We start from the raw sequence: 25,583 nt of genomic DNA, 5'->3' as shown, positions 1-25,583 counted from the left end.
TTCAGTTCCTCTCGCTGCCTGACCGGGTGGTGTCGCGCTCCCTGCGCCGCGGCGACAACGTCATGCCGAGGCAATTGGCCGCGACCATTTCCCGCATCACCTCGTTGGTCCCGCCGCCGAACGTGTTGTTCTGTGCCCGCCGGCCGAGGTTTTCCACCCTGCCCTCGATCGGCGCGGTGGCCGTCCCCGGGCGCAGCAGCCCCGACAGGCCGAGGATCTCCTGCAGCATCTCGTAAGCGACGACCACGCCTTCGGTGCCGATGACCTTCGCGGCCGCGGAGTCCCCACCGCCGAGGGTGCCGTTCGCCACGTCGGCGACCAACCGCAGGTTCACCAGATCGATCGCGGACAGCAACGCGTAGACCTCCGCGAGTTTCGTGCGCACCCACGGCACGTCGAACAGCCGTTTGCCGCCGCAATGCTGCGTTTTGGTCCAGTGCAGTACCTCGGTGAACATCTCGTTGGCGATGCCGCCACGCGCGGCGAGAGCCACCCGCTCGTGGTTGAGCTGGCCGGTGATCAGCTTCCAGCCCCCGCCGAGGCCGCCGACCACATTGCCGAGCGGGACGCGAACGTCGTCGTAGTAGGTGGCGGAGGTGCTGATCCCGCCGACCGTCTGGATCTCCGTAGCGGAGAACCCCGGCGAACTGGTCGGCACCAACACCACCGAGATGCCCGCATGCCTGGGCGCGTCCGGATCGGTGCGCACCGCGAGCCAGATCCAGTCGGCATAGATGGCCGCGCTGGTGAAGATCTTGTTGCCGTTGATGACCAGCTCGTCACCGTCCACCGTGCCGCGGGTCTGCAGCGAGGCGAGGTCGGTGCCCGCCTCCGGTTCGGTGTAGCCGATCGCGAAGACGAGTTCGCCGGAGAGGATCTTCGGCAGGAAGTACTTCTTCTGCTCCGGCGTTCCATGCTTCATCAGCGACGGCCCGACCGTGTTCAGCGTGACCAGCGAGAGCGGTGCGTTCGCGCGGATCACCTCGTCGTAGAACACGTAGAGCGCCTCGGGATCCTCGCCGCGGCCGCCGTACTCCTCCGGCCAGCCGAGGCCCAGCCACCCGTCCGCGCCCATCTGCCGGTACAGCCGGCTGAACGTCGGGCCGCCCTCGGTCTGGTGGACCAGGTCTCGGCGATCGGAGTCGGTGATCAGTTCGGCGAAGTACTCGCGCAACTGCCTGCGCAGCCGCTTCGACTCTTCGGACAGATCCAGATACATCGGGTACGGCTCCTTCGTCACGGTTGGGTCAGCGAGGCAGGCCGAGGACTCGTTGCGCGATCACGTTGAGCTGGATTTCGATGGTGCCCCCACCGAGCAGGATCGCGGGCAGCCCCAGGTGATGGCCGGCATCGCTGTCCGCGACGCACCCGGCGGGGCCGAGCATACGCAGCGCCTCACGGGATCCCTCGCGCTCGGCGATCGCGTGATAGACCTTGAGCACGCTGACCCCGGCACTGATGTCCACATCGGACATCCGGGCCAGCGCGCCGCGCAGGTTCAGCGCCGACAGCGCCATCTCCCTGGCGGTATTGCGGCCGAGCACCCGTAGCGCCTCGTCGTGGCTTCCCAGATAGGTCTCGTCGGCCAGCAGTTGCCGGATCCGGTCCGGGGCGCCGTAGCGCAGCTTCATCGCGCCCATGTGCAGCCGCTCGTTGGCCAGCGTCGTCACGGCCAGCCGCCAACCCTGTCCCGGCTCACCCACCAGGCATTCGTCGGGCACGAAGACGTCGTCGAGAAAGACCTCGTTGAACTCGGTGCGCCCGGTGGCCTGGCGCAACGGGCGCACCTCGACCCCGGAGGCCGTCATGTCGACCAGGAAGTACGAGAGTCCCTTGTGCTTCGGCGCTTCGGGATCGGTGCGCGCGAGGCAGGCACCCCAGTCGGCCTCGTGCGCCATCGACGTCCACACCTTCTGGCCGCTGATCGACCAGCCGCCGGGGACCCGGCGCGCCCTGGTGGCCAGGCTCGCCAGGTCCGAACCGGCGCCCGGCTCGCTGAACAGCTGACACCAGACGATCCGCCCGCGCAGACTGTCCTCGACGAAACGTTCCCGCTGCCCGGGGGTGCCGTGCTTCAACAGCGTCGGCAGCACCCAGTCGCCGACGACCATGGACGGCTGGACGAGTCCGCGACGCGCGAATTCCTGGCCGATCACCGCCTGCTCCACCGGTCCGGCGTCCAGCCCGTAGGGAGCGGGATAGTGCGGCGCGACGAGCCCTGCCTCGGCGAGCCGGGCGCGGCGGTGACCACCCCGTGCGGGAGCCCAGCCGGAACCACCGTCCTCGTCGTCCGGGATTTCCCGCACCTCGTCGAGCACCGCCCCGACCCGGGCACGCAGTTCGGGCAGCTCGTCCTCTGTGGACAGCGAGAAGTCCCGTTCCGCGGCCAGCGCGGCGTCGCCGAGCCGGGTCTCCCACCGCTCGACCGGCCCGATCGCCGACGCGATGCTGATCGCACGCCGCCAATACAGGTGCGCGTCGTGCTCCCAGGTGAAGCCGATACCACCGAGCAGCGTGATGCACTCCAGTGCGGCGTCGACCGCGGGTGCCACGGCGGTGAGCGCGGCCTGCGCGGCGGCCAGCCGTTGCTGGCCGGGCGCGTCGGTGTCGGCACGAGCGGCATCCCACGCCGCCCCGACGGCCAGCTCGGCGCGCACCAGCATCATCGCCGCCTTGTGCTGCACCGCCTGGAAACACCCGACCGGCTTGCCGAACTGCACCCTCGTCTTGACGTAGGACACCGCGGTGTCCAGGCACCAGGACATGATCCCGCTCGCCTCGGCGGCGAGCAGCGCGTTGACGATCAGGTCCACCCGCTCCGGCGCCGGCGAGGGCAACACATGCTCCGGCGCGACGCGATGACCGCGCAGTTCCAGCCGGCCTACCGGGCGAGTCAGATCGACACCATCCATTGTGGATACCCCGCCCACGGGCAGCAGCCGGAACCACACCGGCCGTCCGTCCGGATCCCGCGCCTCTGCCAAGACGAGCTCGGCGCCGGGCAGGCCGAGCACCGGCCGCGAGCAACCGTCCACCACCCAGCCGTCGCCCGACGGCCGCGCGGTGAAATCGCCGCCGCCGGCCAGCGCGCCGGTGGCGCCTGCGCACCACGCGGTCAGCAACTCGCGGCCGGGCGCGTCGAGATCTTGCCCGGCGTAGCCGGTCGCCACCACCGCGCTGGTGAGCACCGTGGGCAGGAACGGACCGGGCAGCAGCGCCTTGCCGAGTTGCTCGGCCACCACCGCCAGTTCCAGGATGCCGGCGCCTCCGCCACCGCACTCCTCCGGCAGGTGCACGCAGTGCAATCCCTGGCGTAGCAGGGCATCCCAGTGTTCCGGGCGATTTCCCGTGGCATGGTCGGCCAGGTGCGCGCGGGTTTCCGAAATCGGCGCGACGTTGGCCGCGAACGCCGCCACGGCGTCGGCGAGATCGCGGTGCTCTTCGGTGAGTGCGAGCGGCATGTCCTCAGATCCGTTCCAGGATGAGCGCGGTCGTGGCGGTGGCCGCGCAGATGGCGATCATCGCGACCTGGGCGTCGCGGCGGCGTAGTTCCTCGATGGCGGTGGCGATGAGCCGGATTCCGGTCGCGCCCGCGGGATGGCCGAGCGCGATGGCGCCGCCGTTGACGTTGAGCCGGTCCGGGTCGACGTCGTGAACCTTGGCGAACGACATCGGTATCGCGGCGAACGCCTCGTTGACCTCGAAGATGTCGATGTCGCTGATCGACATGCCGGCCCGGTCGAGCAAGATGGCCCCGGCCTCCACGGGACCGTCGAGCAGAAACTCGGTATCTCCCCCGATTACGCACTGGGTGACGATCCGGGCCCGCGGCACGAGGCCGAGTGAGCGGGCCCGCCGTTCGGACATCAGCACCGCCGCGCTCGCGCCGTCGGAGACCTGCGACGAGGTTCCGGCGGTGTGCACGCCACCCTCCTTGGTGGGCCGGAGCCGAGCCAGCGCCTCCATGCTCGTCTCCCGCAACCCTTCGTCGCGGTCCACCACGCGGGTACCGTCATCGGCCGGCACCTCCACCGGGATGATCTCGGGTGCGAGCCTGCCCGCGTCCCACGCCTGCCGGGCACGCTGCTGGGAGCGCAGCCCGAACGCGTCGATCTCCGCGCGGTCGAACCCGCGCTTGGCGGCGATCCGGTCGGCCGCGGTGTACTGGTCGGGCGTGTCCAGCGACCAGGTGGCCGGCCGCGGGGTGCCGAACCCGAACCCTGTCTTGGGTGTCAGCGGCACCCGCGACATCAGCTCGACGCCGCAGGCCATCCCGGCCTCCACCGCTCCCATCGCGATCTGACCGGCCAGCAGCAGCGTCGCCTGCGCTGCCGTGCCGCATTGGGCTTCGATCGTGGTGGCTCCGGTGCGGGTGGGCAGCCCGGCGTGCAGCCAGGCCGTCCGCGTCACGTTGCCGAACTGCTCGCCGATCGGGGTGACGCAGCCGCCGATCACCTGCTCGATCAGCGCGACATCGAGTCCAAGGCGGCCGAGCACACCACGCTGCGCCAGGCCGAGCAGTTCGGCCGCGTGCAACCCGGAAAGCCACCCCTCCCGGCGTCCGAACGGGGTGCGGGCGGCATCGATGATGACGGGGTTCATCTGGCCCCTAACGGTCGGCGCCGAGCACGATGGCGCTGTGTGGCACCGGCGAGCCACCGGTGACGAGCACGTGCTCGACGCGTTTCGCCGGCTGGTTGGTGGAACTGCCGCGGATCAGCCGCACGCCCTCCGCGATTCCGTTGACACCGTGAAGGTAGCCCTCACCGAGTTGGCCGCCGTGGGTGTTGACCGGCAGCCGGCCATCGACCTCGAGCTGGCCGTCGGCGACGAAATCCTTGGCCTCTCCCCAGCCGCAGAAGCCGTATTCCTCGAGTTGCAACAGCACCATCGGGGTGAAGGCGTCGTACAGCACCGCGGCATCGATGCCTTCCGGGCCCAAACCGGCCTGCCGCCACAGCTGCCCGGCCACGTCGGCGACCTCGGGCAGCCGCTCGATCTCCTCGCGGTAGTAGCTGCTCATCGAGATCTGCTGCGGCCCGATCCCCTGCGCGGCCGCCCGGATCACCGCGGGCGGATGTGGCAGGTCACGGGCCCGTTCGGCGCTGACGATCACCAGTGCCTGTCCCCCGTCGCTTTCCTGGCAGCAGTCCAGAAGACGCAGCGGCTCCGCGATGAGGCGGGAATTCTGGTGGTCGGCCAGGGTGATCGGGCGCTGGTAGAACCACGCCTTGGGATTGTTGGCGGCGTGCTTGCGCGACAGCACCGACACCCGGCCCAAATCCTCGCTGGTGGCCCCGTACTTGTGCAGGTATCTCCTCGCCAGGAACGCCTCCTGCTGCGCGGGCGTCAGCAACCCGTACGGGTTGATCCAGTTGCGGTACTCCTGGTCGGTAGACGGCGTGTAGGCGAACGGCGGCGGGCCCGCGCCGAAGCGGTGTCCGGAGCGCTCGTTGAACGCGCGGTAGACCACCACCACGTTCGCCACGCCGGTGGCCACCGCGAGCGCCGCCTGCTGCACCGGGGCGCAGGCCCCGCCACCGCCGTGCGGGATCCGGCTGAAGAACGACAGCCGAGGAATGCCGAGCGCCCGCGCGACCGCGATCTCCGGGTTGTTCTCCATGGTGAACAGCGCGAAGCCGTCCACTTCCTCGACACCGATACCGGCGTCCTCCAGCGCCGCGAGCACGCACTCACAGGCCAGCCGCCATTCGCTGCGGCCGGAGTTCTTCGAGAACTCGGTGGCGCCGATCCCCGCGATCGCCGCCGCGCCGGAGAATCCCTGGAAACTCATCGGCTGTCCCCGTCCATCCGCGTCACGGTGACCTGCGCACTCACGTGCACACCGCGCTCGACCGCGCCCGTGACCTGAACGGTCGCCGTGTCCGCGCTCGCTTCGGTGACCTCGCCCGCGAAGCGGATGGTGTCGCCGGGAAGTGCCGGCACGCCCAGCCGCAGCGCGACCTTGGTGATCCGGGAACGCGGGCCGGACCAGTCGGTGATGTACCGGTCGAGGAAACCGTTGGTGGAGTTGATACTCATGAAGATGTCCGCCACACCGCGCTCCGCCGCCTTGCCGGGATCATGATGGACGTCCTCGAAGTCCTGTGAGGCGATGGCGGCCGCCACGATCGTCGTCCGGTCCAGCGGCAGGTCGAGAGTGGGCAACCGGGTGCCAACGGCGAATCGGCCGGTCATGTGTCCGCCCCCGGACGTCGCAACTGTGGCAGCACCTCGCCGTGCGGGTGCTCGGCGAAGCCGACTTCGAGCACCATACCGATTTCGAGCTCGTCACGTTCGATTCCCGCGATGTCCGCGACCAGCCGCGTGCCTTCCTCGAGATCGACCAGTCCGACGATCAGCGGGTAGTCGAAGCCATCGTCTTGCGGGTGGTGAATCACGGTGTAGCTGTGCAGCGTGCACCGGCCACTGGCCGACACGGTGTCCCAGTTGAAGGATCGGCAGTCCGGACAGCACGGGCCAGGCGGATGTCGCAACGCGTGGCAGTCCACGCAGCGCTGAATCGCGAGCCGGCCCTCTCTCGCGGCGGCGAAGAAGAACTCGTTGTCCTGCGTGACGACCAGCCGTGGCACCACGGTTCTCACGACGGTAACCCTCCTGTTAGGACGGAGCGAACCGGAGTAGCCGGAATCGCTCCTCGGCGACCGGATTCTCGTCCCGGTCGACGTACTTCTTCCGCAAGGTGATGAAGAAACCCCGGCCCAAAGCCGTCTTCTTCTCCGCCGAAACGCTTTCGATCGTGAAATGCGCGGTGACCTGGTCGCCCGGATGCAGCTCACGCAGGTACTCCTGCTCGACGTTCGTCGCGACCACGGAGGTGTACCCCGCCTTGTCCAACAGGTTCATCAGCCGCGAATAGGCGAAGTCCTCGGTGGCGCCGGTCGCCCGCAACCGCTGGACTTCGCGATGCCGCCGGTAGCCGGCCATCACCCACGTCGAGATCATCGCGGGCGGGCACACCACGTCCCGGCGACCGGTCGCCCTGGCCACCTCGCGGTCGACGTAGATCGGGTTCCCGTCGTCGTGGGCTTCCACCCAGTTGCGAATCATCGCCCCGTTGACGGCGTACCGGGCAACCCGTGGCGGCTCCGCCTCGACACCGACGAACCGCCCGAGCCGGGCTTCGAGACCTTCTTCTACCACGTCTCACCCCCAAGCGATTTGAGCAAGCGCTCGGTTTACAGTAGCATTCGGACGACAGGCGCACCAATAGTGACCCAGGCCACACAGCCGGGCTTGCCGTGTTGCGAAACGCATGTGGAGGTTGCCTTGAGCCGAACGCCTGGCCGGCGGGGGATCATTCTCGCGATGTCCGCGGAACTCTTCGCCACCAAGGGGATCGCGTCCACGACCGTGCGCGATATCGGGAACGCGGCGGGGGTGTTCCCGGGCAGCCTGTATCACCATTTCACGTCCAAGGACGAACTCGTCGCCGAGATCCTCGGCGGCTACGTCGAGGAAATTCGCCGCCGATCCGAGCAGGCGGTGCTGCGCGGGGGATCGCCGAAGGACACGATACGTGAGCTGATCAAGGAAACGCTGACGGTGATCGACGAATACCCGCATCCCACCGCGATGCTCCAGAACGAACGGGGTTATCTGCGCGAGCACGGCCTGTTCGAGCCGATCAAGAAGTCCTCGCGCGCAGCGCGCTCGTACTGGATGAAGGCGATCCGGGCCGGCATCGCCGATGGCAGCTTCCGGGAAGACATTCCCGAGGAGATCTTCTACCGGTCGGTGCGCGAGTCGCTGTGGTCGAGCATGCACTGGCCCAACCGCCGCCGGTATTCCACGTCCACGTTTGCGGACCTGCTCGACAAGCTGTTCCTGGCCGGCTTTTCCGCACCGTAGATCACGGCGAAGCGTCGAAGGTGACCGCTGGTTCGTCATCACCGGTCGGCACCGCGTACAACCGGCCGACGGTGGCGCGCACGGCGGGCAACCCGGCGGCGAACCCCGCGATTTCCTCCTCGGTGACCGGAATATCCCACAGCGACAGCAGCGCGCGCGCCACTGCTTCGTTCTGCGACTCGACGGTCATGACGACTCCTTTGAACCCGGCTGTCGTAAATGCCATGCGGTGGCCTGTTGAAAGGCTTCGCCGACGTGCAGGACCGTCGCGTCCTCCCGGGGCCGCCCGGCGATCTGCAGCCCCAACGGCAGTGAATCGGCGTTGAATCCCATCGGCACGGACAGCACCGGGTTCCCCACCGCGTTCCAGTACGTGGTGTGCACCAGGCGCTTCCATCCCGCCATGCAGTCTTCGATCTCCGTCAGCAACGGGGCAGCCACCGATGCGGTCGGGGTCACGATCACGTCGACGTCGTCGAAAAGCCGCGCGAGCAGGTGCTGTCCATGACGTCGAACCCGTTGCGCCTGCACGTAATCCGCCGCGGAGTAATAGGCGCCCCGCAGCATGCCCGCACGTGCTGAACGCCCGTATTTCGACCAGTTCTTCGCCAGGCGTGGCGCGTGATAAGCGAGTCGCTCCACCCCGGTGCTGATGAACACGGTGTCGGTCAACTCGGGGTACAGCGGCAGTTCGACGTCGGTGATCTCGGCACCGAGCCCGGCGAGTGTCTTCAACGCATCGTCGAACACACCGGAAACGCCGGCCTCACCCGTTCCCTCGGTGATCCGGTCGAGCCGGTCCACGCCGATCCGCACGCCGGAGAGCCCGTCGGTCGCGAGCCGGTCGAGTGGCCGTCCGGTCAGCACCTCGAGCAGGATCGAACAGCCCTTGGCGGTGTGCGCCATCGGACCGATGTGATCGGCGCTGAACGCCAACGGTATGCAGCCCGCCATCGGGACCGCGCCGTAGGTCGGCTTCAGCCCGGTGATCCCGCACATCGCGGCCGGCGCGCGCACGCTGCCCGCGGTGTCCGTGCCCAGCGCGGCGAGCATCATGCCGGCCGCGACCCCGGAACCGGACCCCGAACTCGACCCGCCCGCCCACCGGCGCGGATCCCAGGGATTGGCCGGCATCGGGAACGGGTCGTCCGTGGCCGGTGTGCCGTAGGCGAACTCGAGCGTCGTCGTCTTGCCGACGATCACCGCGCCCGCCGCGCGCAACCTGGCCACGGCGGTGGCGTCTTCCGCACCCCACCCGGAATCCCAGGCCAGGCTCTGGGCGGTCGTCGGCCCCTCGCGGGTGGCCAGGAGATCCTTGATGCCGATCGGCACACCGTGCAGGGGGCCGAGCGGCTTGCCCTCCACCACCGCGGCGTCCGCCTCGGCCGCCGCCGCAAGCCCACTCTCGTCGAAACGGGACAGAAAGACGCCGAGCGTCGCATCGTGCTCGTCGGCCAACTCGATCGACCTGCGCACCAACTCCGTGCTGGCGACCCGGCCGGCTCGCACCTGGGCGGCCGCTTGTTCGACTGTCACTGGGGTCATCGCCCTCTCCACCACCGGTCATTCCCCGACGGGGAGCAACGCACTCCGGCCGAATTCCGCGAACTCCTTGCTCAGGGCCTCCCGCTGCCCCCGGTCGAATGGCCGGTACCGCGTGTCCTTGCCCGCGCGCCAGTAGACCGGGTCCGAGGTCACCCAGGCCGCGCTGCGTAGCGGCGTCTTCGCGACCTTGCTGTTCCCCGTCATCGGCACCTCGTCGATCAACCGGACGAACCGCGGCCGCCACTTGGTACCGAGATCGGTCTGCGCGTCCAGGAAGCTGGTGAAGGCGTCGGGATCGAACCGCGCGCCATCGGCCATCCGCAGCGCGCACATGACCTGATCGCCGGTGCGGGGGTCGGGCACGGCATACACCAGCGCGGCCGACACGTGTTCCCACCGCTGCAAGATGCGCTCGACCGGGCCCGCAGCGAAGTTCTCACTGTCCACTCGCAACCAGTCCGACGATCGACCCGCGAAGTAGAAGTATCCCGCTTCGTCCCGGTAAGCCAGGTCGCCGGTCCAGAAGTCCTCACCGCGCACCCGCTCCGCCTGTGCCTCCGGGTTCCGGTAGTAGCCTTCGAACGCCGGCGCCTTGCCGATCGCCACGATCTGACCGATGGCCTCGTCCGGATTGCACAGCCTGCCGCTCGGATCGATACGCGCCGGTGGACAGTCCAAACCGGTCTGTTCGTTGCGCACCCGGATGTCGGCTCCGCCCACCGGCAGCCCGAGCGAGTCCGCCGGGGTGTCCGGCGTGCGATTTATCCGCAGCACTCCCTCGCTCATCCCGTATCCTTCGGAGACACGGCAGTTGAAGCGCTCACTGAACCGTTTCACGTCGGCCGCGGACGCCTCGGTGCCGAGCGCGAGCCGCAGAGCACAGTGCCGGTCCTGAGGTGTCTCCGGTACGGCCAGCACGTAGCTCAACGCACGGCCGACGTAGTTAACGTACGTGGCCTGATAGCGATGGATATCGCGGACGAACCCGGAGGCGGAGAACTTGCGCGCCAGGCAGATCGTCGCACCGACGTACATCGCGGGAGCGAAGTTCATCATCATGGAATTGCCGTGGAACAACGGCATACACAGGTAACCAACGGAATCTCGGTCCATTTCGGACCGGATGCGCAACGTCTCCGCGAGCATGGCCAGCCTGCCCTGCGAGCAGATCACCGCCTTGGGCGCGCCGGTCGAGCCGGAACTGAACAGCAGCAGCAGGATGGCCTTCGGATCCGGCAGGCGCTCCGGAAGCGCCGCGTTTCGATGTTGCGCCAGCAGGTCACGGTACGGCGCGCTGTCGATGTCGAGCATCCACCGGACGCCGTGATCCACACCATCCAGCAGACCGGCCAGCCGGTCCTCGGTGATAATCACGTCGCAGTCGGTGTGCCGGATGTCGCGGGCCAGTTCGGCGCCCCGCCTGGTCGGATTGATGCCGACGACCACCGAACCGGCGACGGCCGCGGCGCACGTCCAGAACAGGTAGTCGGGGACGTTCTCCAGTAGAACGCCGATATGCAGTTGGTCCCCGTCGCCGCGCAACGACTCCAGTATCGACGCCCGCGCGGCAGCCTCGGCGACGACCTCGGACCACCGCCACTGCTCGTCGCCGAAGCGCACGCCGATGTGGTCATCGGTTGCCCTCGCCCGGACGATCTCCGCAAACGTGTCCACTACCGGTCTCCTCCGTCGCCGCTTGCCGGGCGATAGCGCAACAACGTGATGCCGTCGTCGGGTTCGTCGCAGAACACGGGCGTCACCCGCATCCCGATCGTGATTTCCGCCGGGTCCACGTCCACCAGTTCCGTGCTGATCCGCGGGCCCTCGTCCCACTCCACCACGGCGAGGATCTGCGGAAGCGCCTCGGCCCACGGCGGCCCGGTCGGTCTGCGCGCGACGGTGTAGGTGTACAGCGTTCCGTCGCCGGCGATTTCCCGCCACTCGAGGTCATCGGCCAGCGTCTCGGGCGCCAAGGTGCGCGGATAGAAGACATAGCGCCCCGAAGAGGGCGAGTACTGGATGAGGATGCGGTGCTCGGCCAGCGCATCCCAGAACGGCTTCGATACCGGCGTGGGTTCAGGCAACGGGCGCATCGTCAATCTCCTTGCAGCAGCAGGGCGACCTGCTCACTCATGATTCCGCCGTTTCCCGTGACGAACGCGGTATCGCAGCCGGTCACCTGAGCGTCGCCCCCGCGCCCCATGATCTGCCTGGCGCCGTCCACCACGTGGTGCATGCCGCCCGCCATTCCGGCCTGCCCGAAGGAAAGCTGACCGCCCGCGGTGTTGAGCGGGAAGTCACCGCGGAAGGTCAGGTCCCTGTCCATGACCCAGCGCATGCCGGTCCCTTTCGGACAGAACCCGGCATCTTCGAGACTCATCAGCACCGTGATCGTGTAGCAGTCGTAGATCGAGGCCAGGTCGACGTCCGAGCGAGCGAGCCCGGCCATGGCGAACGCACGGTCCGCGGCCTGCGCGATCGGCGTGCGCACCAGGTCGCGCGCGTAGGTGGGGGTCTTGAACGCCAGGTGCTCGCCGAACCCCTTGATCCACACCGCCCGGTTGCGGGCCCGGCGCGCGAGGTCGGCGTTCACCACGAGCACCCCGGCGCCACCCTGCACCCGCATGACGATCTCGAGCTTGCGCAGCGGGTCGGCGATCATCGGGCTGGCCAGCACGTCGTCGATCGTGATCGGCCGGCCATGGAACACCGCGCCTGGATGCGCACACGCGTTGGTGCGCTGGTCGGCCGCGATCTTCGCGGTCGCCCTCGGGTCGTAACCGAATTCCGCGGCGTACCGCTGCGCGATCTGCGCGTACGGCGCATTCTGGCCGACGTTTCCGTACGGTATCTCGAACTCCGCCTGCGGCGAGCCGAACTTGTTGCTGGAGGCGCCGTACCAGCCCGGATCCGCCGGCGGGCGGCGCCGCGAACGCGGCAGTATGAAGGAGCCGGGCACCACCGCCAGCACGGCGTCGCAGATCCCCAACTCCACCGCGGCCGCCGCGCGCCACACCATGCCGGCCGAACTCGCCCCGCCGAGATCCACCCGTTCCGCGAAGTTCACCGGCAGCCCGAGGTACTCCGACAACGTCGCGGGCGCGAACATCTCCGATTCCTGCACGCCGTGCGTCACCAGCCCGTCGACCACGGCCGGCGGCAGGCCCGCGTCCTCCAGCACGAGCTTCGCCAGCAGCGCGTACTGGTCCAGTGTGAACAGCTCCGGGCGGGTCTGCTTGCGCTGTGCCGGAAGCTCCGTGATCCCGACGATCGCGGCCTCGCCCCGTAACCCACTCACGAGTTGCCCCGCAACGGCAACGACACGGTCGCGGTGCCCGGCATCAGCACCTCGTCACCGCGCCGGCCGGTGATCTCCAGATCGACCAGGCCGCGACCGTCCACCTCGCGGGTGGCGGTGACCCGGCCACCGAAGGTCAGCTCCTGCCCGGCGAACGCGGGCGCGCGGTTGCGGACGGCGTAGGTGATCAGCCTGCCATCGCCGCCGATCCAGTCGGTCACCGCGCGAATCAGCAGCGCCGCCTGCAACGGTCCGTGCACCAGCACGCCCGGGTAGCCCTCGACCTTCCTCGCCCAGGACTTGTCGTAGTGAATGCGATGCCCGTTGTAGGTCGCGGCGCTGAAGAAGAACATCTGCGTTTCGTCGACCACGAGCGACAGCTGCGGGATGTCGTCGCCGACGGTGACATCGTCGAAATGGACTTGATCGGCCATCGTTCCCCTTCCTTCACGGTCGGGCGATCATCGACGTGGTCGCTTCGGCCACGAGTTCCCGGCGCTGGTTGGTGTAGGTGCTGTGCCAGGTGACGAGCACGAAGCGGCCGGACCGTCCCTGCTTCTCCACAATGGACTCGATGGTGCGCACCATGGTGATCTCGTCCCGGTGGTAGGCGGGCAGGTGGAAGGTCATGCTCTCCCCACCGGCCATCCGTCGCGGGGCGTCCGGAAAGGACAGGTTCCCCGACGACGTACCGGCGGATCCGTCGGGTCTTAACTCGGAGATCCGCGCGACGCCGAGAACGGCGTACTGCAGGTACACCGGCGGACAGATCACGTCGGCGTAGCCGTGCTCACGGGCGTAACCGGGATCGAACCACAGCGGGTTCTCGTCCCTCACCGACATCGCCCACCGCTGCCACTCCCTCCGGTTCACCTCACCGGTGGCGGTGGCGGCCACGCTCCCCACCCGTGCCGCGACCTCCGCCGGGATCAGGCTCTGCTGTGTCATATCGTCCCTTCAGGCCAGCTGCCGGTCCGTGATGAGCCCACGCGCCACCAGATCGTCGTAGCGTTCGCGCGGCCATTTCAGCAATTCGAGGTACACGTACTCGTTGTCCTCGCCGAACCCGGGCAGCGGACGACCGTGACACAGCTCGAAGTCGTCGCTGCGCCAAGGATGGCCCGGGTAGCGGTGTGTCCCCACCGCAGGGTGGCTGCGTTCGAGAAACCAAGCGCGTGCGGCGAGATGTGGGTCGGCCAGCAGCCTGTCCTCGGACATCACTTCGCCGGCCGGAACACCGGCTCCCTGCAACGAATCCACGATCTCCTCGACGCGCAGGCCGCGGCACCAGGCCGCGATCTCCGCGCGAATCCTGGAAGACTGCGCGCGCCGGGAGGAGGCGTCCGGCCCCAGCTCGGCGAGACCAGGACGTTGCAGCACGCCGGTCAGCGCCGCCCAGTCCCGGTCGTCGCGCACGGAGATCGCCACCCACCGGTCGTCGTCGGCGGTGCGGAAGACATTCTGCAGCAGGTGTGGATCGGTGTTGCCGAGCCGGCCTGGGTCCCGGTCGTTGAACTGGTAGTCCAGGAAGAACTCGCCGATCTCGGCCATCACGTTCTCGGCCTGGCTGAACTCGATCAACCCACCGCGCCCGGTGTTCTCCCGGTCCACAGCGCCGCCAGCACCGCGAACGCCAGACCGCCGGGTGTCGCCTCGTCCATGTGGTAGTTCTCGCCCGCGGAGTCCGGTTCCTCGCCCTCGTACCCGTCCATCGCGGCGATACCGACGAGCGAATTGAAGTTCGGCCCGTACCCCAGATAGTCGCTCATCGAACCGGACATGCCCAGCGGCGGCAGCCGGACCACGATGAGCCGCGGGTTCACCTCGAGCAGCCGATCGTGGGCGATGCCGAGCTTCTCCAGCACACCGTTGCTGTTGTTCTCCACGAACACGTCACTGATGCGCACCAGGTCCAGCAACGCCTCGCGGCCGTCCGGGGTTTCCAGGTTCATGCAGACCGCGAGCTTGTTGCGGGCATGCCAGGTGAACAGGGCGGTGCGGTCGTAGGGTCGGTCGCCCGGATCCTTGTCCGGGTAAGTGCCGCCGTGATATCCGGTGGCGGCGATCAGTTCCCTGGTGACCTTGGCCGACACCTGCCGGCTGGTCCGGTTGTTGCCCTCCGGCCGGATCACCTCCGCGCCGAGGTCGCCGAGCAGGGTCGTGCCCCCGGGACCGGCCCAGACCACGGTGAGGTCGACGACCCGGATGCCCGCCAGCGGCAGTTCGTCACTGCTCATCGGGTTGTCTCCCGTTCGAGTTCCGTGCGGATCTCGGCGCCGTGCTGGCCGAGCAACGGTGCCGTGCTGCGCAACGAGAATCCGCGGTCCATGCGCCACGGTGCGCCCGCATACTCCAGCCTGCCGGCCACCGGGTGGTCCGCGGCCACGAACGCGCCCCGCCGGCGGAAGTGCGGATGCGCCATGACCTCCGAGACCGAAAGGAAGGCGGTCACCGGGATTCGTGCCCGCTCGGCCGCCTCCATCACCGCCACCTTGTGGCGCCCCGAAAACCAGCGGGTGACGTAGGCCAGGAAGTCCTCCCGATCCTTGTCGGCAACCGTCTGGCGGTCCAGGTAACGCGCACGGAAGGCGGGATCGCCATCCCCGACGAGCTCCACGAACCGGTTCCAGAACGCCTGGTTCGTCACGTACACCATGACGAACCCGTCGAGTGTCCGGAATGGACCGGTGAACGTGGCGCCGTGCCGATGGGGGCTGCGCACGCCGCGTGGCGCCACCATCCCTGAGTACGCGGCGGAAACCAGGTAGGACGCCCGGCGATCGGCACCGGAGAGCAGCACCTCCTGGCCGGAGACGTCGATGGTGGCGCCTTTCCCGCAGCCGCGGGCGCGCAGCACGGCCGCCATGGTCGCCTGTCCCGCTGACCGCCCGATCGTGTAGTGCTCGAGCAGGCCGGGCTTGCGCAGTGGCGCGCGATCCGCCTGCCCGGTGGCGTTCATCGGACCACCCGCCGCCTGCAGGACGATTCCGGTCGCCTCCCGGTCCCGGTACGGTCCGGTCTGTCCGAAGGCGCTGATCCGGGTCACCACCAGCCGCGGGTTGACCGCCCGCAGCGTGTCCGGGCCGAGGCCGATGGCCTCCAGGTGTCCCGGCCGAAACGACTCGACCACCGCGTGGGCGGTGCGAATCAGCGAGAACAGCACGTCGCGGTCCGGTTCGGCACGTAGATCCAGCGCGATCGAGCGCTTGTTGGTGTTCAGGTGCAGGAAGAGCGCGCTGCGTTCCGGATCCGGCACGTCGCCCGGGAACGGCCCCCACTGGCGGGTGAGGCTGCCCTCCCCCGGCCGCTCGACCTTGATCACGTCGGCACCGAAGTCGGCGAACAGTTTCGTGGCGAACTCGCCCGCGACCCAGCGGGAAAGATCGATGACCCGGATGCCCGACAACACCTGGCCGCCCGTCTCAGCCAAGACCCACCTCCCCACGCAGCCAGCCCGCGGCCACCTCGGCGGTGCCGTCGATGGTGGCGAAGGTCCGTGCCCGCTCCGACCACAGATGCAGGTCGGTCTCCCGCACATAACCCATGCCGCCGTGCAGTTGGTGTGCGTCGAGCGTGATTCGCTTGTATGCGGTGGCCGCGTGCATCCGCGCGATCGCGGTCTCCCGCGTGGCCATCCGCCCGCGGCCGAGCCAGAACAGGGCGCTGCGCGAAGCGAGCCGGGCCGAGGTCAGCGCGATGTGCATGTTCGCGACCAGATGCTGCGCGGCCTGGAACGAACCGATCGGCCGGCCGAACTGGTGACGCGAGGTCGTGTGGCCGACGGTACGGCGCAGCACGGCATCGGCTCCGCCGACCATGTCCAGGCACTGCAGCACGACGACGGTGTTGGCCAGCCGGCGCAGCTCGCCGGTCCCGGTTGCCGGCAGTACCTGGCTCTCCGCCACGTGCACGCCCTCGAGCACGACCCGGCACAGCGACGAGCCGGCCATCGCCTGAAGCGGCTCGACGCGGACCCCGGTGGTGGTGTCAGTGGTGTCAATGGTGTCAATGCACAGCCCGAGCGTGCGCCGGGGCTCTGCGAGTTCGGCCGTGCCCGCGGTCACCACCAGGACGTCGGCCAGGTCCGCGTCCGCGACGAAGTCCAGCGTCCCGCTCACCCGCCAACCGCCGGGCGCCGGCTCCGCGGTGAGCGTCGGACGGAGGTCACTTGCGTCCCGCGGGTTCCACAACGCGATCGCGCCGTGCAGCTTGCCCGCACACAACCGGCCAAGATAGCGCTGCCGCTGCGCGTCGTCGCCCAGCCGGTCGATCGCAAGCCCGAAATACAGTGCACTGTGGACGACCGTCGGGCAGAGCACCCTGCCCGCCTCGACGAAGAAGACGCCCAGATCATCCAGTGAGCCCGAGGACCCGCCGTAGCGCTCGTCGAACGGCAGCCCCAGCACGCCGATGTTCGTGAGCGTCTTCCACAACTGGCCGGGAACACGCCGGTCCTTCGTTTCCTTGAAGCTGCGCGGGAGTTCCGGCGGACATTCGGTGGCGAGAACGTTCCGCAACATCGCGGCGAGGTCCCGTTCCTGCTTGCTCGCAACGAGTTTCATCGCCCGCTCCACCTCGGCATGCCATAACCGCGCTGCGCGATCACGTCCCGGAGCACCTCGTTGGTCCCGGCTCCGAACCGCAACAGCGGCGCGGCCCGGTATAACCGCTCGAACTTCCCGGCCAGGGGCGCGTCCTGGTCGCCGTAGGACAGCAGCCCTTCCGGGCCGAGCAGGTCGATCGCCGTGTCGGCGATGCGTTGCCGTAGCTCGCTCGTGAACACCTTCTCCGCGCTCACCTCGACCGTCGGGATCGTGCCGTCCTCCAGCATCGACGCGGCTTCGAACCCCATCAGTCCGGCCACTTCCACATCGGCGTCCAATTGCGACAGTTTGTCCCGCACCTCGGACGACGACACCGGAACCGTGCCGTCGGCTCGCGGCCGGCGAGCGAGCTCGAACAACTCGTCGACCGCGCGTCGCAGGTCGCCCGCGTTGGTCAGCGCCCCGCGTTCCAGATCGAGCGCACCGGTGATGTAACGCCAGCCCTGGTTCACCTCGCCGATGAGGTTCGTGGCCGGCACCCGGACGTCGTCGAAGAACGCCTCGTTCGTCCGGTAGTCCGACCACGCGGTCAACGGCCGGATGCTTACGCCGGGATGGTCGATCGGAACGATGATCACCGATATTCCCTTGTGCTTCGGCGCATCCGGGTCGGTGCGCACGCACAGCCACTCGTGGGTTGCCCGCTGGGCGCCGCTGTTCCAGATCTTCGATCCGTTGATGACCCACTCTCCCCCGTCGAGGACCGCGCGGGTGCGCAGGCCGGCGAGATCGGTGCCGGCGTCCGGCTCGGAGTACCCGACGGCGCAGATCATTTCGCCGCGCGCGATCGGCGGGAGGAACTCCTCCTTGTTCCGCTCGGTGCCGTGCCGCATGATCATCGGAGCCACCGAGGTGACGGTCAGATCGGGTCCGGGCACTCCCCAGTACTCGAACTCGTTCACCAGCAGGTGCTGGTAGATCGGCCCGAGGCCAAGGCCGCCGTACTCGGTGGGCCAGTTCAGCCCGAACCAGCCCTTCTCGCCGATCTTGCGACGGAACGCCGCGACCTCGCCGCCGGCCAATTCCAGGCCGTGATCGGCCAGCTCGGCCCGCAGCGCCCCGGTGGCGTTCTCGCGGAGGAAGGCGCGTACCTCCGCCAGCCACGCCCGCTGTCCTTGGTCGAGCTCGAAATCCATGCCGCCTAGCCCTCCGGGTGGAACTGGCCGTCCTTCACCGCACTCGGTTTGATGAACCGGAACCCGGCGGCGCCGACATTGGACGCGTGCGATTCGGCCGTGTAGTTGTGCGCCGTCCAGATCGCGGTCGCCGCGTCCTTCTGCACCGCCGGATCCTCCAGCGCCTTGGCCAGCGCGCCGGCGTCGTCGGCACTACCCACCTTCTTCGCCGCCGCCGCGATCAGCGGGAGCGCGTCGTAGTTCTGCGCATTGATCAGCGTCGACGGGATCGGTGCGATCGCCGTCATCGCCTCGACCAGCTGCTTCACCCTGCTGTCGCCTGCGTCGTAGACCGCGCTGGCCTGCATCTGCAGGTGCAGGTTCCGCACGAGCGGGGTGCCGAGCAGGCCGGCCGGTTCCGGGGTGGAGACCAGGCCGGTCGCGGAGACCGCGTCGTCGGAGATGATCGGAACGTCCCAACCGAGCTTGTCCACGCCCTTGAGCAGATAGCCGACCGCGGGGCCGTAAGCGTCGATGACCAGCGCGTCCGGGTGGTGAGACTGGATCGTCTCCAACTGCGGCGTCATGTCGAGCGCGGCGGAGTCGTACTGTTCGTCGTCCACAATGGATAGGCCGTACTCGGGGAACACGGTCTTCACCGCGTTGTCGAACTCCTTGCCGTAGCTGGTGCTGCTGCGCACGACACCCACGGTGTGATAGCCCTGATCCTTGGCGAAGGACGCGATCCCGCTCGCGATATCGGTCGATGAGGTGCCGAGATCGAAGTTCAACGGGTACTTCGACGGCTCGCTGGAACCTTCGACCGGGCTGATGTTGAAGGAAAGAATCTTGTTCTGCTTCAGGATCGGCAGTGTCGCCGCGGTGATCTGGGACGGACCGGAGTTCAGGAACAGGTCCGGCTTCTGCTTCGCGATGGCCTCGCGCAGCTTCGTCACCGCAGTGGTCGCGTCACCACCGTCGTCGACGACCGTCACTTCCACCTTGCGGCCGGCGACCCCGCCCATCTTGTTCACCACGTCGGCACCCGCCTGCGCGGCATTGATGGAGGTCTTCGCGTTCGCCCCCAGCACGCCCGCCGAGCTCACGCCACCGGTTACCAGCACCCGGTACGGCTCGTCCTTTCCGCCCGAGCCGCCCGATGCCTTTCCGCACCCGGCCAGAACCATGGCCACGCCAAGCGCCGCCGCGACCGCCATCAGCACTCGTCCACGCATGACACACCTTCGCTACGAGGGTCCATAACCAAGCGCTTGATTAAGTTAGGCACGGCCGGTCCACCTCGTCAAGGCTCTCCCGCGGTCTACCGAACGCTTGCTCAAGGTGGTAAACACGTAGCGAGCGCTAGTCGAAGGAGCGGATACGGGTGAAGGAGTCAACCAGCCTGACCGGCCGGAGTGCGATCGTCACCGGTGCCGGTGCGGGCCTCGGGCGCGCCGAGGCACTGGCCCTCGCGGGCCGCGGCGCGGCCGTCGTCGTCAACGACGTCGGTCCGGCGGCCGACAAGGTCGCGGCCGAAATCGTGGACGCAGGCGGGCGCGCCGTCGCCGTCCGCGCCGATGTCGGGCAGTGGGCGACCGGTGACGAGCTGGTGCAGGCGGCGGTGGACAGCTTCGGCAGCCTGGACATCGTAGTGAACAACGCGGGCGTGCTGCGTGACACCATGCTGTTCAACCTCACCGAGTCCCAATGGGACGATGTGATCCGGGTTCACCTCAAGGGGCACGCGGCGGTTTCCCGTGCCGCCGCGGTTTACTGGCGCGGCAAGAGCAAGCAGTCCGGGGAACCGGTCTACGGGCGGATGGTCAACACCACCTCGGAGGCATTCCTTTTCGGGTCGGCAGGCCAGCCCAACTACGCGGCGGCAAAGGCCGGAATCACCGCGTTGACGCTGTCGACCGCGCAGGGACTGTCACGCTACGGCATATGTGCCAACGCGATCTGTCCGCGCGCGCGGACGGACATGACAGCGCACGTGTTCGCCGGTGACCCGGAGAGCGGCAGCCGGCCCGACATCCTGTCTCCGGATCGGGTCGCCACCCTGGTGTGCTATCTGGCATCGCCGGCGTCCGCCAAGATCAACGGGCAGGTGTTCGTCGTCTACGGAGACATGGTGGCGTTACTGGCGCCGGCTACGGTCGAGCAGAAGTTCACCGCCGCGGACGGAACGTTCACCGTCGAGGAAATGGATGAGCGGCTCACACCGTATTTCGCGGACCGTCCGCCGCGACAGACGTTCTCCGCCTACAACGTGGCGCAACTGGACACCACCGGGGTGGACAACTTGACGGCCCGGAAATAGCTCACCGGTAGTTCCGCACCAGGCGGATGATCGGCTCCGCCAGATCCGGCCGGCAGACCAGCAGGTCGGGCAGCAGCACGTCCGGCTGGTTGTAGCGCAGCGCGGCACCATCCACACGACTGGTGTGCAGGCCGGCCGCGCGGGCGACGACGACCGGGGCCGCCGAGTCCCACTCGTACTGGCCGCCCGCGTGCACGTAGGCGTCGGTGATTCCGCGGACCACCGAGATCACCTTCGCACCGGCCGAACCCATCGGGACCAGCTCGGCACCCAGATCCTCGGCCAGCGCCGCCACGAACCGCGGAGGCCGCGTCCGGCTCACGGCCAGCCGCGGCCGCTCGCTCGGTCCCGTCCGGGCAGGAGCCACGGGATCGGCGGTGGTGAACGTCGTGCCGAGCCCCGGTTGGGCCACGGCACCGGCGACGAGGTCGCCGTCCTCCCAGAGCGCGACGTGCACCGCCCAATCGTCGCGCGGCGGCTCGGCGAACTCCCGCGTGCCATCCAACGGATCGATGATCCAGACCCGGCGTGCGGACAGCCGCCGCCGGTCGTCCTTTCCCTCTTCGGACAGCACGACATCGTCGGGACGATACTGTCCGATCAGCCGCATCAGGAACCGGTGCGAAGCCAGGTCACCGGCGTCCTTGAGGTCTTGGCCCGACAGTCCGGAATCACGAAGCTTCACCAGCATCGCGCCCGCGCCGGCCGCGGCCCAGCCGGCGAACACGTGATCGTCCGTCGCGGCCTCCGGCATCGGCTCTGGAGAGCGGTCCAATTACTGAGCCCCCTTCGTTCGCGACAACACCTGACTCCGGTCGCAGACGACCTTCAATACATCCTCCATCACATCGTCGACGTCGCGGCCGGTGGTGTCGACCCGTAGATCGGCGTCCCGCGGAACCTCGTACGGCGAGGAGATCCCGGTGAACTCGGCGACCTCACCGCGTCGCGCCTTGGCATACCAGCCTTTGCGATCCCGTCGCTCGCATTCCGCGAGTGGCGTGGCCACGTGAATGAGCACGAACGTTCCGCCCGCCTCCTCGACCATGCACCGCACCTGCCTGCGCGTCGCGTCGAACGGCGCGATCGGGCTGCATACGGAGACGCCGCCGTGCCTGCTGATCTCGGCGGCCACCCAGCCGATCCGCCGGACGTTGGTTTCCCGGTCCTGCCTGGAAAAGGTCAGCCCGGCGGAGAGGTTGCGCCGGACGACATCGCCGTCGAGGCTGGTGACCGCGCGCCGCCCGCGTTCGGTGATGATCTGGCACAATGCCCTGGCCAGGGTCGACTTGCCGCTTCCGGACAAACCGGTGAAGAAGACCACCAGTCCGCCGGAACGCTCCCGCCGCACCACCTCCGCCACGGCCTCCGGCAGCTCGCCCGTGCCGCCGCATTCGGCGATCTCGCCGGGAGCGTATGCGCGGACGACGCGTCGCAGAAGACGCCGATCCGCCGCCGGATCGTCGCGCCGGGCCAGGGGCACGACCACCACGTCGGCGGCGGGGAGACAGCCGGCCGCGGCGAGTGTCGCCCGCACCAGGCCGGTGCGGGACAGCCCGAGCGGCCGATTGTGCCCGGCCAACGCCAGCAGCAGCACCGGACGCCCGGCCGCGGCCCGTTCGATGTCCCGCAGGCCGGCCACGGTGAGCGCGCGATCCACCGGCACCGTGAGCGTGCTCGGGCCGTAGCGCTGACGGACCTCACCGGTGTCGAGGAGTAGTTGCTGGAAGGCGAAGTCACCGCGTTCGCACGGTGTCACCCCGCCCACGACCCCAACCAGCTCGCCGGCGGCGTACGTCGACTCGATGGACACTCGTGCGAGCGGCGCACCCTCGGCGTCCACCAGTTCCAACGCACCGTCGGCGGCGATCTCCGGCGGCACCTGCAGCGTGATCTGACCGTCGCTGCCCTCGAAACCCGCCAACGGGGCCAGCGCGCCGCTGCGCAGCAGCGCCAGGTCGTCAAGTTCGCGAGGGTTCGGAAAGTACTGTTTCATGGGTTTCAAAGCAGGTTGTCCTCGATGGTGAAGCCGAATTCACCGCGTCCGTACATGGCCAGGGCCCGCTCCACATCGTTCGCGACGTGCACGCTTCCGGCATGGGCGTCCCGCCATGCCCGCTCGACGGCGTTGCCGCGTTTCAACGAGTTGCCGCCCGCGGTCTTGAACAGCAGGTCGATCGCCTCCAGGGCGCGTTCGGTGCCGCGAACCTGGTCCCTTCGGGTACGCAGCCGCAGCTCGATCGGGATCGGCTCGTTCGCCGCCGCGTACTCGTAGAGCTCGGTGATGTTGCGGTCGAGCTGCAGCACCGCCGCGTCGATCTCCGAGGCGGCCCGTGCGACGGCGACGTGCGCGAACTGGTCTTCGGCGAACGGCCTGCCGCCGTAGCTGAGCCGTACCCGGTCCCGCATCTGCTCGACATAGTTGCGATAGCAGCCGGCGGCCATACCGACGATGGGAGCGGTGACCGTGGTCGTGAAGATCGACGCGAACGGCATCCGGTACAGCGGACCGGTGTTGATCCGGTGGCCGGGGCCGCGCAACCGCGCCTGGTCGTAGTTGCGGATGCTGCGGTGCTTGGGCACGAAGGCGTTCTCCACGACGATGTCGTTGCTCGCGGTGCCCCGCAAGCCGCTGACGTCCCAGACCTCGTTGATCACGTAATCGCTGCGCGGCACCAGCACGGTGATGACGTCGACCGGCTTGCCGTCGGCGCCGGCCAGCCATCCGCCGAGTAACACCCAGGAACAGTGCCCGCAGCCGGACGAGAAGCTCCAGCGCCCGGACAGCCGGTAGCCGCCGTCGACCGGCGTCAACCGCCCGATCGGCGCATACGACGATGACACCAGGGCATTCGGGTCGCTGCCCCACACCTCCTCCTGCGCTCGCTCGGCGAACAGCCCGAGCTGCCACGGGTGCACCCCGAGCACCGCCGTCACCCAGCCGGTGGATCCGCAGATCGCGGCGAGTTCGCGCACCACCTCGTAGAAGGCGACCGGGTTGCTCTCGGTACCTCCGAAGCGTTTCGGCTGCAACATCCGGAACACCCCGGCCGCCTTCAACTCCGCCATGGTCTCGACGGGCACGTTCGCATCAGCGTCCGTACGGCCCGCGCGCTCGGCTATCCGTGGAAGGACGGGCCGCAACTCCTCGAGGACCGCATTCCTCATGACCACGCTCCAGTGCGACGCCGGCGGCAGCTGTCCCCGCCCATGGTGCGTGCCCCGATCCCGGCGAGGGGATCGGAGTCCCGGCCACCGGGATCACGACTACGCCGGACGCGCCCGCCGCAGGAGACTGGCTGGCGGATTCACTCCCCGCACGACGCAAGGATTGGGTACCAGCGCCATGACCAAAGCCATCGACAACGACGTCCGCACGATCGAGGCAGCCCCCGCGCCCACGCGGTTCGCTCGCGGGTGGCACTGCCTCGGGCTGGCACGCGAATTTTCCGACGGCAAGCCGCACACGGTGACCGCCTTCGGCGACAAGCTCGTCGTGTTCCAAGGCTCCGACGGCAACCTCAACGTCCTCGACGCGTACTGCCGGCACATGGGCGGCGACCTTTCGCAGGGCACCGTCAAGGGCAACGAGGTCGCCTGCCCGTTCCACGACTGGCGATGGGGCGGCGACGGCAAATGCAAGCAGATCCCCTACGCCCGCCGGGTCCCGCTTCGCGCACGCACCCGGGCGTGGCAGACGCTGGTGCAGGACGGGATGCTGTTCGTGTGGAACGATCCTGAAGGCAACCCGCCGATCGAGGCGCAGAAGCCGCCACGGATCGAGGGCGCGCTGGACGAGGGCTGGACCGACTGGGTCTGGTACGAAACGCTCGTCCACACCAACTGCCGGGAGATCATCGACAACGTCGTGGACATGGCGCACTTCTTCTACGTGCACTACAGCTTCCCGACGTACTTCAAGAACATCTTCGAAGGGCACGTCGCGGCGCAGCACATGAACGGTAAGTCCCGCGAGGACGTCCGCGCCGGCGACGGCAGCGGGCCGCAGCTACTCGGCAACTCCTCGGTCGCCGCGTACTACGGTCCGTCGTTCATGATCGACGATCTGACCTATCACTACGAGGACCGCGACATCAAGACCACGCTGATCAACTGTCATTACCCGGTGACCGCGAACTCGTTCGTATTGCAGTACGGGATCATCGTGCAGAAGCAGGCGGATCTCGGTGAAGAGGCCGCATTACAGGTCGCGAACACCCAGGGCGAATACGTCCGGCGTGGCTTCGAGCAGGACGTGGAGATCTGGAAGAACAAGGCGCGGATCGACAACCCGTTGCTGTGCGAGGAAGACGGCCCGGTCTACCAGTTGCGGCGCTGGTACGAACAGTTCTATGTGGACGTTGCCGACATCCAGCCGGAGATGGTGGAACGTTTCGAGTTCGAGCTGGACACCACGAAGCCGGTCCAGATGTGGCAGAAGCAGGTCGAGGAGAACATCGCGGCGCGCGCCGCCCGCTCGCGGAAGGAACCGGCCGCGCGATGATCCGCCCGGACAACCGGCTGGAAACCCTGCCGATGAGCCCGGTGCAGTGCCGGCGCTGCGACGCGGTCGTCCTGGTGCGCAAGGCAAGCTGGCAGCAGACCAGCATCCAGTGGAACCAGGACTCGGCGCGAACCTGCCTGGAGCGCAAGCAGGCCCACGACGACGGTCTGCTGCGGGAGACCGACTTCCCGACCTGCTCCGCACTACGGCAGACGATCGCCGATGCGGCAGTTACCGGGGAACTGCTCGTCGCTCAGGACGACGTCGCCGTGGTAAAGGATCGGGCAGATATGGCCGGCTAGGATCCTGGCCTCGGGCTGTTCGG

At 68.4% G+C, this 25,583-nt stretch carries 25 protein-coding genes and 1 pseudogene; 4 read left to right on the top strand and 22 right to left on the bottom strand.

Going from position 1 to position 25,583, the window contains the following annotated elements; all coding sequences use genetic code 11:
- Position 1 precedes the first annotated feature (1 nt).
- Genes A3CU_RS0125195 through A3CU_RS0125165 form a run of 7 tightly spaced genes read right to left on the bottom strand, consistent with a single transcriptional unit; the run spans position 2 to position 7,164 of the window.
- Entirely contained in the window at positions 2 to 1,219 is a 1,218-nt protein-coding gene (locus A3CU_RS0125195) for an acyl-CoA dehydrogenase family protein (RefSeq protein ID WP_027944640.1), read from the bottom strand.
- 28 nt (positions 1,220 to 1,247) lie between these two features.
- Positions 1,248 to 3,461 carry an acyl-CoA dehydrogenase family protein gene (locus tag A3CU_RS0125190; RefSeq protein WP_027944639.1) on the bottom strand — a complete coding sequence of 738 codons (2,214 nt, stop codon included), beginning with the start codon at positions 3,459 to 3,461 and terminating at the stop codon, positions 1,248 to 1,250.
- Positions 3,462 to 3,465: 4 nt separating this feature from the next.
- The gene (locus A3CU_RS0125185) at positions 3,466 to 4,602 is read right to left on the bottom strand and encodes a steroid 3-ketoacyl-CoA thiolase (protein WP_027944638.1); all 1,137 of its coding nucleotides are present in this window, start codon (positions 4,600 to 4,602) and stop codon (positions 3,466 to 3,468) included.
- Between the two features lie 7 nt (positions 4,603 to 4,609).
- Positions 4,610 to 5,794 carry a lipid-transfer protein gene (locus tag A3CU_RS0125180; RefSeq protein ID WP_027944637.1) on the bottom strand — a complete coding sequence of 395 codons (1,185 nt, stop codon included), beginning with the start codon at positions 5,792 to 5,794 and terminating at the stop codon, positions 4,610 to 4,612.
- Entirely contained in the window at positions 5,791 to 6,198 is a 408-nt protein-coding gene (locus A3CU_RS0125175; protein ID WP_027944636.1) for a hotdog family protein, read from the bottom strand. The genes A3CU_RS0125180 and A3CU_RS0125175 overlap by 4 nt, the downstream gene beginning before the upstream one ends.
- Positions 6,195 to 6,605, bottom strand: a complete 411-nt coding sequence (locus A3CU_RS0125170; RefSeq protein WP_027944635.1) for a Zn-ribbon domain-containing OB-fold protein — start codon at positions 6,603 to 6,605, stop codon at positions 6,195 to 6,197. The genes A3CU_RS0125175 and A3CU_RS0125170 overlap by 4 nt, the downstream gene beginning before the upstream one ends.
- A gap of 16 nt (positions 6,606 to 6,621) precedes the next feature.
- The gene (locus tag A3CU_RS0125165; RefSeq protein WP_027944634.1) at positions 6,622 to 7,164 is read right to left on the bottom strand and encodes an FAS1-like dehydratase domain-containing protein; all 543 of its coding nucleotides are present in this window, start codon (positions 7,162 to 7,164) and stop codon (positions 6,622 to 6,624) included.
- A 165-nt stretch (positions 7,165 to 7,329) separates the two neighbouring features.
- Between A3CU_RS0125165 and A3CU_RS0125160 the strand changes: the two genes are divergently transcribed.
- The gene (locus tag A3CU_RS0125160; protein WP_052372139.1) at positions 7,330 to 7,872 is read left to right on the top strand and encodes a TetR/AcrR family transcriptional regulator; all 543 of its coding nucleotides are present in this window, start codon (positions 7,330 to 7,332) and stop codon (positions 7,870 to 7,872) included.
- A gap of 1 nt (position 7,873) precedes the next feature.
- Here A3CU_RS0125160 and A3CU_RS0125155 read toward each other — a convergent pair whose 3' ends face one another.
- The 12 genes and pseudogenes from A3CU_RS0125155 to A3CU_RS0125095 all read right to left on the bottom strand — a co-directional run bounded on the left by A3CU_RS0125155 (position 7,874) and on the right by A3CU_RS0125095 (position 19,669).
- Positions 7,874 to 8,062: a hypothetical protein gene (locus tag A3CU_RS0125155; RefSeq protein WP_027944632.1), complete on the bottom strand. Its 189-nt coding sequence runs from the start codon at positions 8,060 to 8,062 to the stop codon at positions 7,874 to 7,876.
- Positions 8,059 to 9,417, bottom strand: coding sequence for an amidase (locus A3CU_RS0125150; protein ID WP_027944631.1), 1,359 nt, complete (start codon positions 9,415 to 9,417; stop codon positions 8,059 to 8,061). Before A3CU_RS0125150 ends, A3CU_RS0125155 begins: the two co-directional genes overlap by 4 nt.
- Before the next feature lie 18 nt (positions 9,418 to 9,435).
- On the bottom strand, positions 9,436 to 11,091 hold the full coding sequence (locus A3CU_RS0125145; protein ID WP_027944630.1) for an AMP-binding protein: 1,656 nt from the start codon (positions 11,089 to 11,091) through the stop codon (positions 9,436 to 9,438).
- On the bottom strand, positions 11,091 to 11,510 hold the full coding sequence (locus A3CU_RS0125140; RefSeq protein ID WP_156960536.1) for a Zn-ribbon domain-containing OB-fold protein: 420 nt from the start codon (positions 11,508 to 11,510) through the stop codon (positions 11,091 to 11,093). The genes A3CU_RS0125145 and A3CU_RS0125140 overlap by 1 nt, the downstream gene beginning before the upstream one ends.
- A gap of 2 nt (positions 11,511 to 11,512) precedes the next feature.
- Complete coding sequence (locus A3CU_RS0125135; protein ID WP_027944628.1) at positions 11,513 to 12,715, bottom strand: thiolase family protein; 1,203 nt, start codon at positions 12,713 to 12,715, stop codon at positions 11,513 to 11,515.
- Entirely contained in the window at positions 12,712 to 13,149 is a 438-nt protein-coding gene (locus tag A3CU_RS0125130) for a MaoC family dehydratase (protein WP_027944627.1), read from the bottom strand. Before A3CU_RS0125130 ends, A3CU_RS0125135 begins: the two co-directional genes overlap by 4 nt.
- 13 nt (positions 13,150 to 13,162) lie before the next feature.
- Positions 13,163 to 13,663, bottom strand: coding sequence for a MaoC family dehydratase (locus tag A3CU_RS0125125; protein WP_027944626.1), 501 nt, complete (start codon positions 13,661 to 13,663; stop codon positions 13,163 to 13,165).
- Between the two features lie 9 nt (positions 13,664 to 13,672).
- Positions 13,673 to 14,952: pseudogene (locus tag A3CU_RS54670) on the bottom strand (CaiB/BaiF CoA transferase family protein).
- Positions 14,949 to 16,145 carry a CaiB/BaiF CoA transferase family protein gene (locus tag A3CU_RS0125110; RefSeq protein ID WP_027944623.1) on the bottom strand — a complete coding sequence of 399 codons (1,197 nt, stop codon included), beginning with the start codon at positions 16,143 to 16,145 and terminating at the stop codon, positions 14,949 to 14,951. The pseudogene A3CU_RS54670 and the gene A3CU_RS0125110 overlap by 4 nt, the downstream one beginning before the upstream one ends.
- A complete protein-coding gene (locus A3CU_RS0125105) occupies positions 16,138 to 17,277 on the bottom strand; it encodes an acyl-CoA dehydrogenase family protein (protein ID WP_027944622.1) in 1,140 nt (379 codons plus the stop codon). Before A3CU_RS0125105 ends, A3CU_RS0125110 begins: the two co-directional genes overlap by 8 nt.
- Positions 17,274 to 18,455, bottom strand: a complete 1,182-nt coding sequence (locus A3CU_RS0125100) for an acyl-CoA dehydrogenase family protein (protein WP_027944621.1) — start codon at positions 18,453 to 18,455, stop codon at positions 17,274 to 17,276. Before A3CU_RS0125100 ends, A3CU_RS0125105 begins: the two co-directional genes overlap by 4 nt.
- Positions 18,456 to 18,460: 5 nt before the next feature.
- The gene (locus A3CU_RS0125095; protein ID WP_027944620.1) at positions 18,461 to 19,669 is read right to left on the bottom strand and encodes an ABC transporter substrate-binding protein; all 1,209 of its coding nucleotides are present in this window, start codon (positions 19,667 to 19,669) and stop codon (positions 18,461 to 18,463) included.
- 149 nt (positions 19,670 to 19,818) lie between these two features.
- On the opposite strand from A3CU_RS0125095, the gene A3CU_RS0125090 reads away from it, so the two are divergent.
- Positions 19,819 to 20,754 carry a 3-oxoacyl-ACP reductase gene (locus A3CU_RS0125090; protein ID WP_027944619.1) on the top strand — a complete coding sequence of 312 codons (936 nt, stop codon included), beginning with the start codon at positions 19,819 to 19,821 and terminating at the stop codon, positions 20,752 to 20,754.
- Between the two features lies 1 nt (position 20,755).
- On the opposite strand, the gene A3CU_RS0125085 is transcribed toward A3CU_RS0125090, so the two are convergent.
- Genes A3CU_RS0125085 through hsaA form a run of 3 tightly spaced genes read right to left on the bottom strand, consistent with a single transcriptional unit; the run spans position 20,756 to position 23,922 of the window.
- Complete coding sequence (locus A3CU_RS0125085; protein ID WP_027944618.1) at positions 20,756 to 21,508, bottom strand: 3'(2'),5'-bisphosphate nucleotidase CysQ; 753 nt, start codon at positions 21,506 to 21,508, stop codon at positions 20,756 to 20,758.
- A gap of 21 nt (positions 21,509 to 21,529) precedes the next feature.
- Positions 21,530 to 22,750, bottom strand: a complete 1,221-nt coding sequence (gene cysC, locus A3CU_RS46535; RefSeq protein ID WP_052372137.1) for an adenylyl-sulfate kinase — start codon at positions 22,748 to 22,750, stop codon at positions 21,530 to 21,532.
- A gap of 5 nt (positions 22,751 to 22,755) precedes the next feature.
- Positions 22,756 to 23,922 carry a 3-hydroxy-9,10-secoandrosta-1,3,5(10)-triene-9,17-dione monooxygenase oxygenase subunit gene (hsaA, locus tag A3CU_RS0125075; protein ID WP_027944617.1) on the bottom strand — a complete coding sequence of 389 codons (1,167 nt, stop codon included), beginning with the start codon at positions 23,920 to 23,922 and terminating at the stop codon, positions 22,756 to 22,758.
- A 178-nt stretch (positions 23,923 to 24,100) separates the two neighbouring features.
- Between hsaA and A3CU_RS0125070 the strand changes: the two genes are divergently transcribed.
- Both A3CU_RS0125070 and A3CU_RS0125065 read left to right on the top strand, forming a co-directional pair.
- A complete protein-coding gene (locus A3CU_RS0125070; protein WP_027944616.1) occupies positions 24,101 to 25,258 on the top strand; it encodes a 3-ketosteroid-9-alpha-monooxygenase, oxygenase component in 1,158 nt (385 codons plus the stop codon).
- Positions 25,255 to 25,560 carry a hypothetical protein gene (locus tag A3CU_RS0125065; RefSeq protein ID WP_027944615.1) on the top strand — a complete coding sequence of 102 codons (306 nt, stop codon included), beginning with the start codon at positions 25,255 to 25,257 and terminating at the stop codon, positions 25,558 to 25,560. Before A3CU_RS0125070 ends, A3CU_RS0125065 begins: the two co-directional genes overlap by 4 nt.
- The last annotated feature ends 23 nt before the right edge of the window (positions 25,561 to 25,583 follow it).

It is taken from the genome of Amycolatopsis taiwanensis DSM 45107 (genome assembly GCF_000519205.1).
Lineage (GTDB): Bacteria > Actinomycetota > Actinomycetes > Mycobacteriales > Pseudonocardiaceae > Amycolatopsis_E > Amycolatopsis_E taiwanensis.
Note: the sequence above shows the minus strand (reverse complement) of the source record. Positions and strands in the feature narration are given on the sequence as shown.

What these genes read in the sequence shown, in the direction of transcription:
- A3CU_RS0125195 (WP_027944640.1), bottom strand. Translation starts at nt 1,219, where the DNA reads ATGTATCTGGATCTGTCCGAAGAGTCGAAGCGGCTGCGCAGGCAGTTG.
- A3CU_RS0125190 (WP_027944639.1), bottom strand. Translation starts at nt 3,461, where the DNA reads ATGCCGCTCGCACTCACCGAAGAGCACCGCGATCTCGCCGACGCCGTG.
- A3CU_RS0125185 (WP_027944638.1), bottom strand. Translation starts at nt 4,602, where the DNA reads ATGAACCCCGTCATCATCGATGCCGCCCGCACCCCGTTCGGACGCCGG.
- A3CU_RS0125180 (WP_027944637.1), bottom strand. Translation starts at nt 5,794, where the DNA reads ATGAGTTTCCAGGGATTCTCCGGCGCGGCGGCGATCGCGGGGATCGGC.
- A3CU_RS0125175 (WP_027944636.1), bottom strand. Translation starts at nt 6,198, where the DNA reads ATGACCGGCCGATTCGCCGTTGGCACCCGGTTGCCCACTCTCGACCTG.
- A3CU_RS0125160 (WP_052372139.1), top strand. Translation starts at nt 7,330, where the DNA reads ATGTCCGCGGAACTCTTCGCCACCAAGGGGATCGCGTCCACGACCGTG.
- A3CU_RS0125155 (WP_027944632.1), bottom strand. Translation starts at nt 8,062, where the DNA reads ATGACCGTCGAGTCGCAGAACGAAGCAGTGGCGCGCGCGCTGCTGTCG.
- A3CU_RS0125150 (WP_027944631.1), bottom strand. Translation starts at nt 9,417, where the DNA reads ATGACCCCAGTGACAGTCGAACAAGCGGCCGCCCAGGTGCGAGCCGGC.
- A3CU_RS0125140 (WP_156960536.1), bottom strand. Translation starts at nt 11,510, where the DNA reads ATGCGCCCGTTGCCTGAACCCACGCCGGTATCGAAGCCGTTCTGGGAT.
- A3CU_RS0125130 (WP_027944627.1), bottom strand. Translation starts at nt 13,149, where the DNA reads ATGGCCGATCAAGTCCATTTCGACGATGTCACCGTCGGCGACGACATC.
- A3CU_RS0125125 (WP_027944626.1), bottom strand. Translation starts at nt 13,663, where the DNA reads ATGACACAGCAGAGCCTGATCCCGGCGGAGGTCGCGGCACGGGTGGGG.
- A3CU_RS0125105 (WP_027944622.1), bottom strand. Translation starts at nt 17,277, where the DNA reads ATGAAACTCGTTGCGAGCAAGCAGGAACGGGACCTCGCCGCGATGTTG.
- A3CU_RS0125100 (WP_027944621.1), bottom strand. Translation starts at nt 18,455, where the DNA reads ATGGATTTCGAGCTCGACCAAGGACAGCGGGCGTGGCTGGCGGAGGTA.
- A3CU_RS0125095 (WP_027944620.1), bottom strand. Translation starts at nt 19,669, where the DNA reads ATGCGTGGACGAGTGCTGATGGCGGTCGCGGCGGCGCTTGGCGTGGCC.
- A3CU_RS0125085 (WP_027944618.1), bottom strand. Translation starts at nt 21,508, where the DNA reads ATGCCGGAGGCCGCGACGGACGATCACGTGTTCGCCGGCTGGGCCGCG.
- cysC (WP_052372137.1), bottom strand. Translation starts at nt 22,750, where the DNA reads ATGAAACAGTACTTTCCGAACCCTCGCGAACTTGACGACCTGGCGCTG.
- hsaA (WP_027944617.1), bottom strand. Translation starts at nt 23,922, where the DNA reads ATGAGGAATGCGGTCCTCGAGGAGTTGCGGCCCGTCCTTCCACGGATA.
- A3CU_RS0125070 (WP_027944616.1), top strand. Translation starts at nt 24,101, where the DNA reads ATGACCAAAGCCATCGACAACGACGTCCGCACGATCGAGGCAGCCCCC.
- A3CU_RS0125065 (WP_027944615.1), top strand. Translation starts at nt 25,255, where the DNA reads ATGATCCGCCCGGACAACCGGCTGGAAACCCTGCCGATGAGCCCGGTG.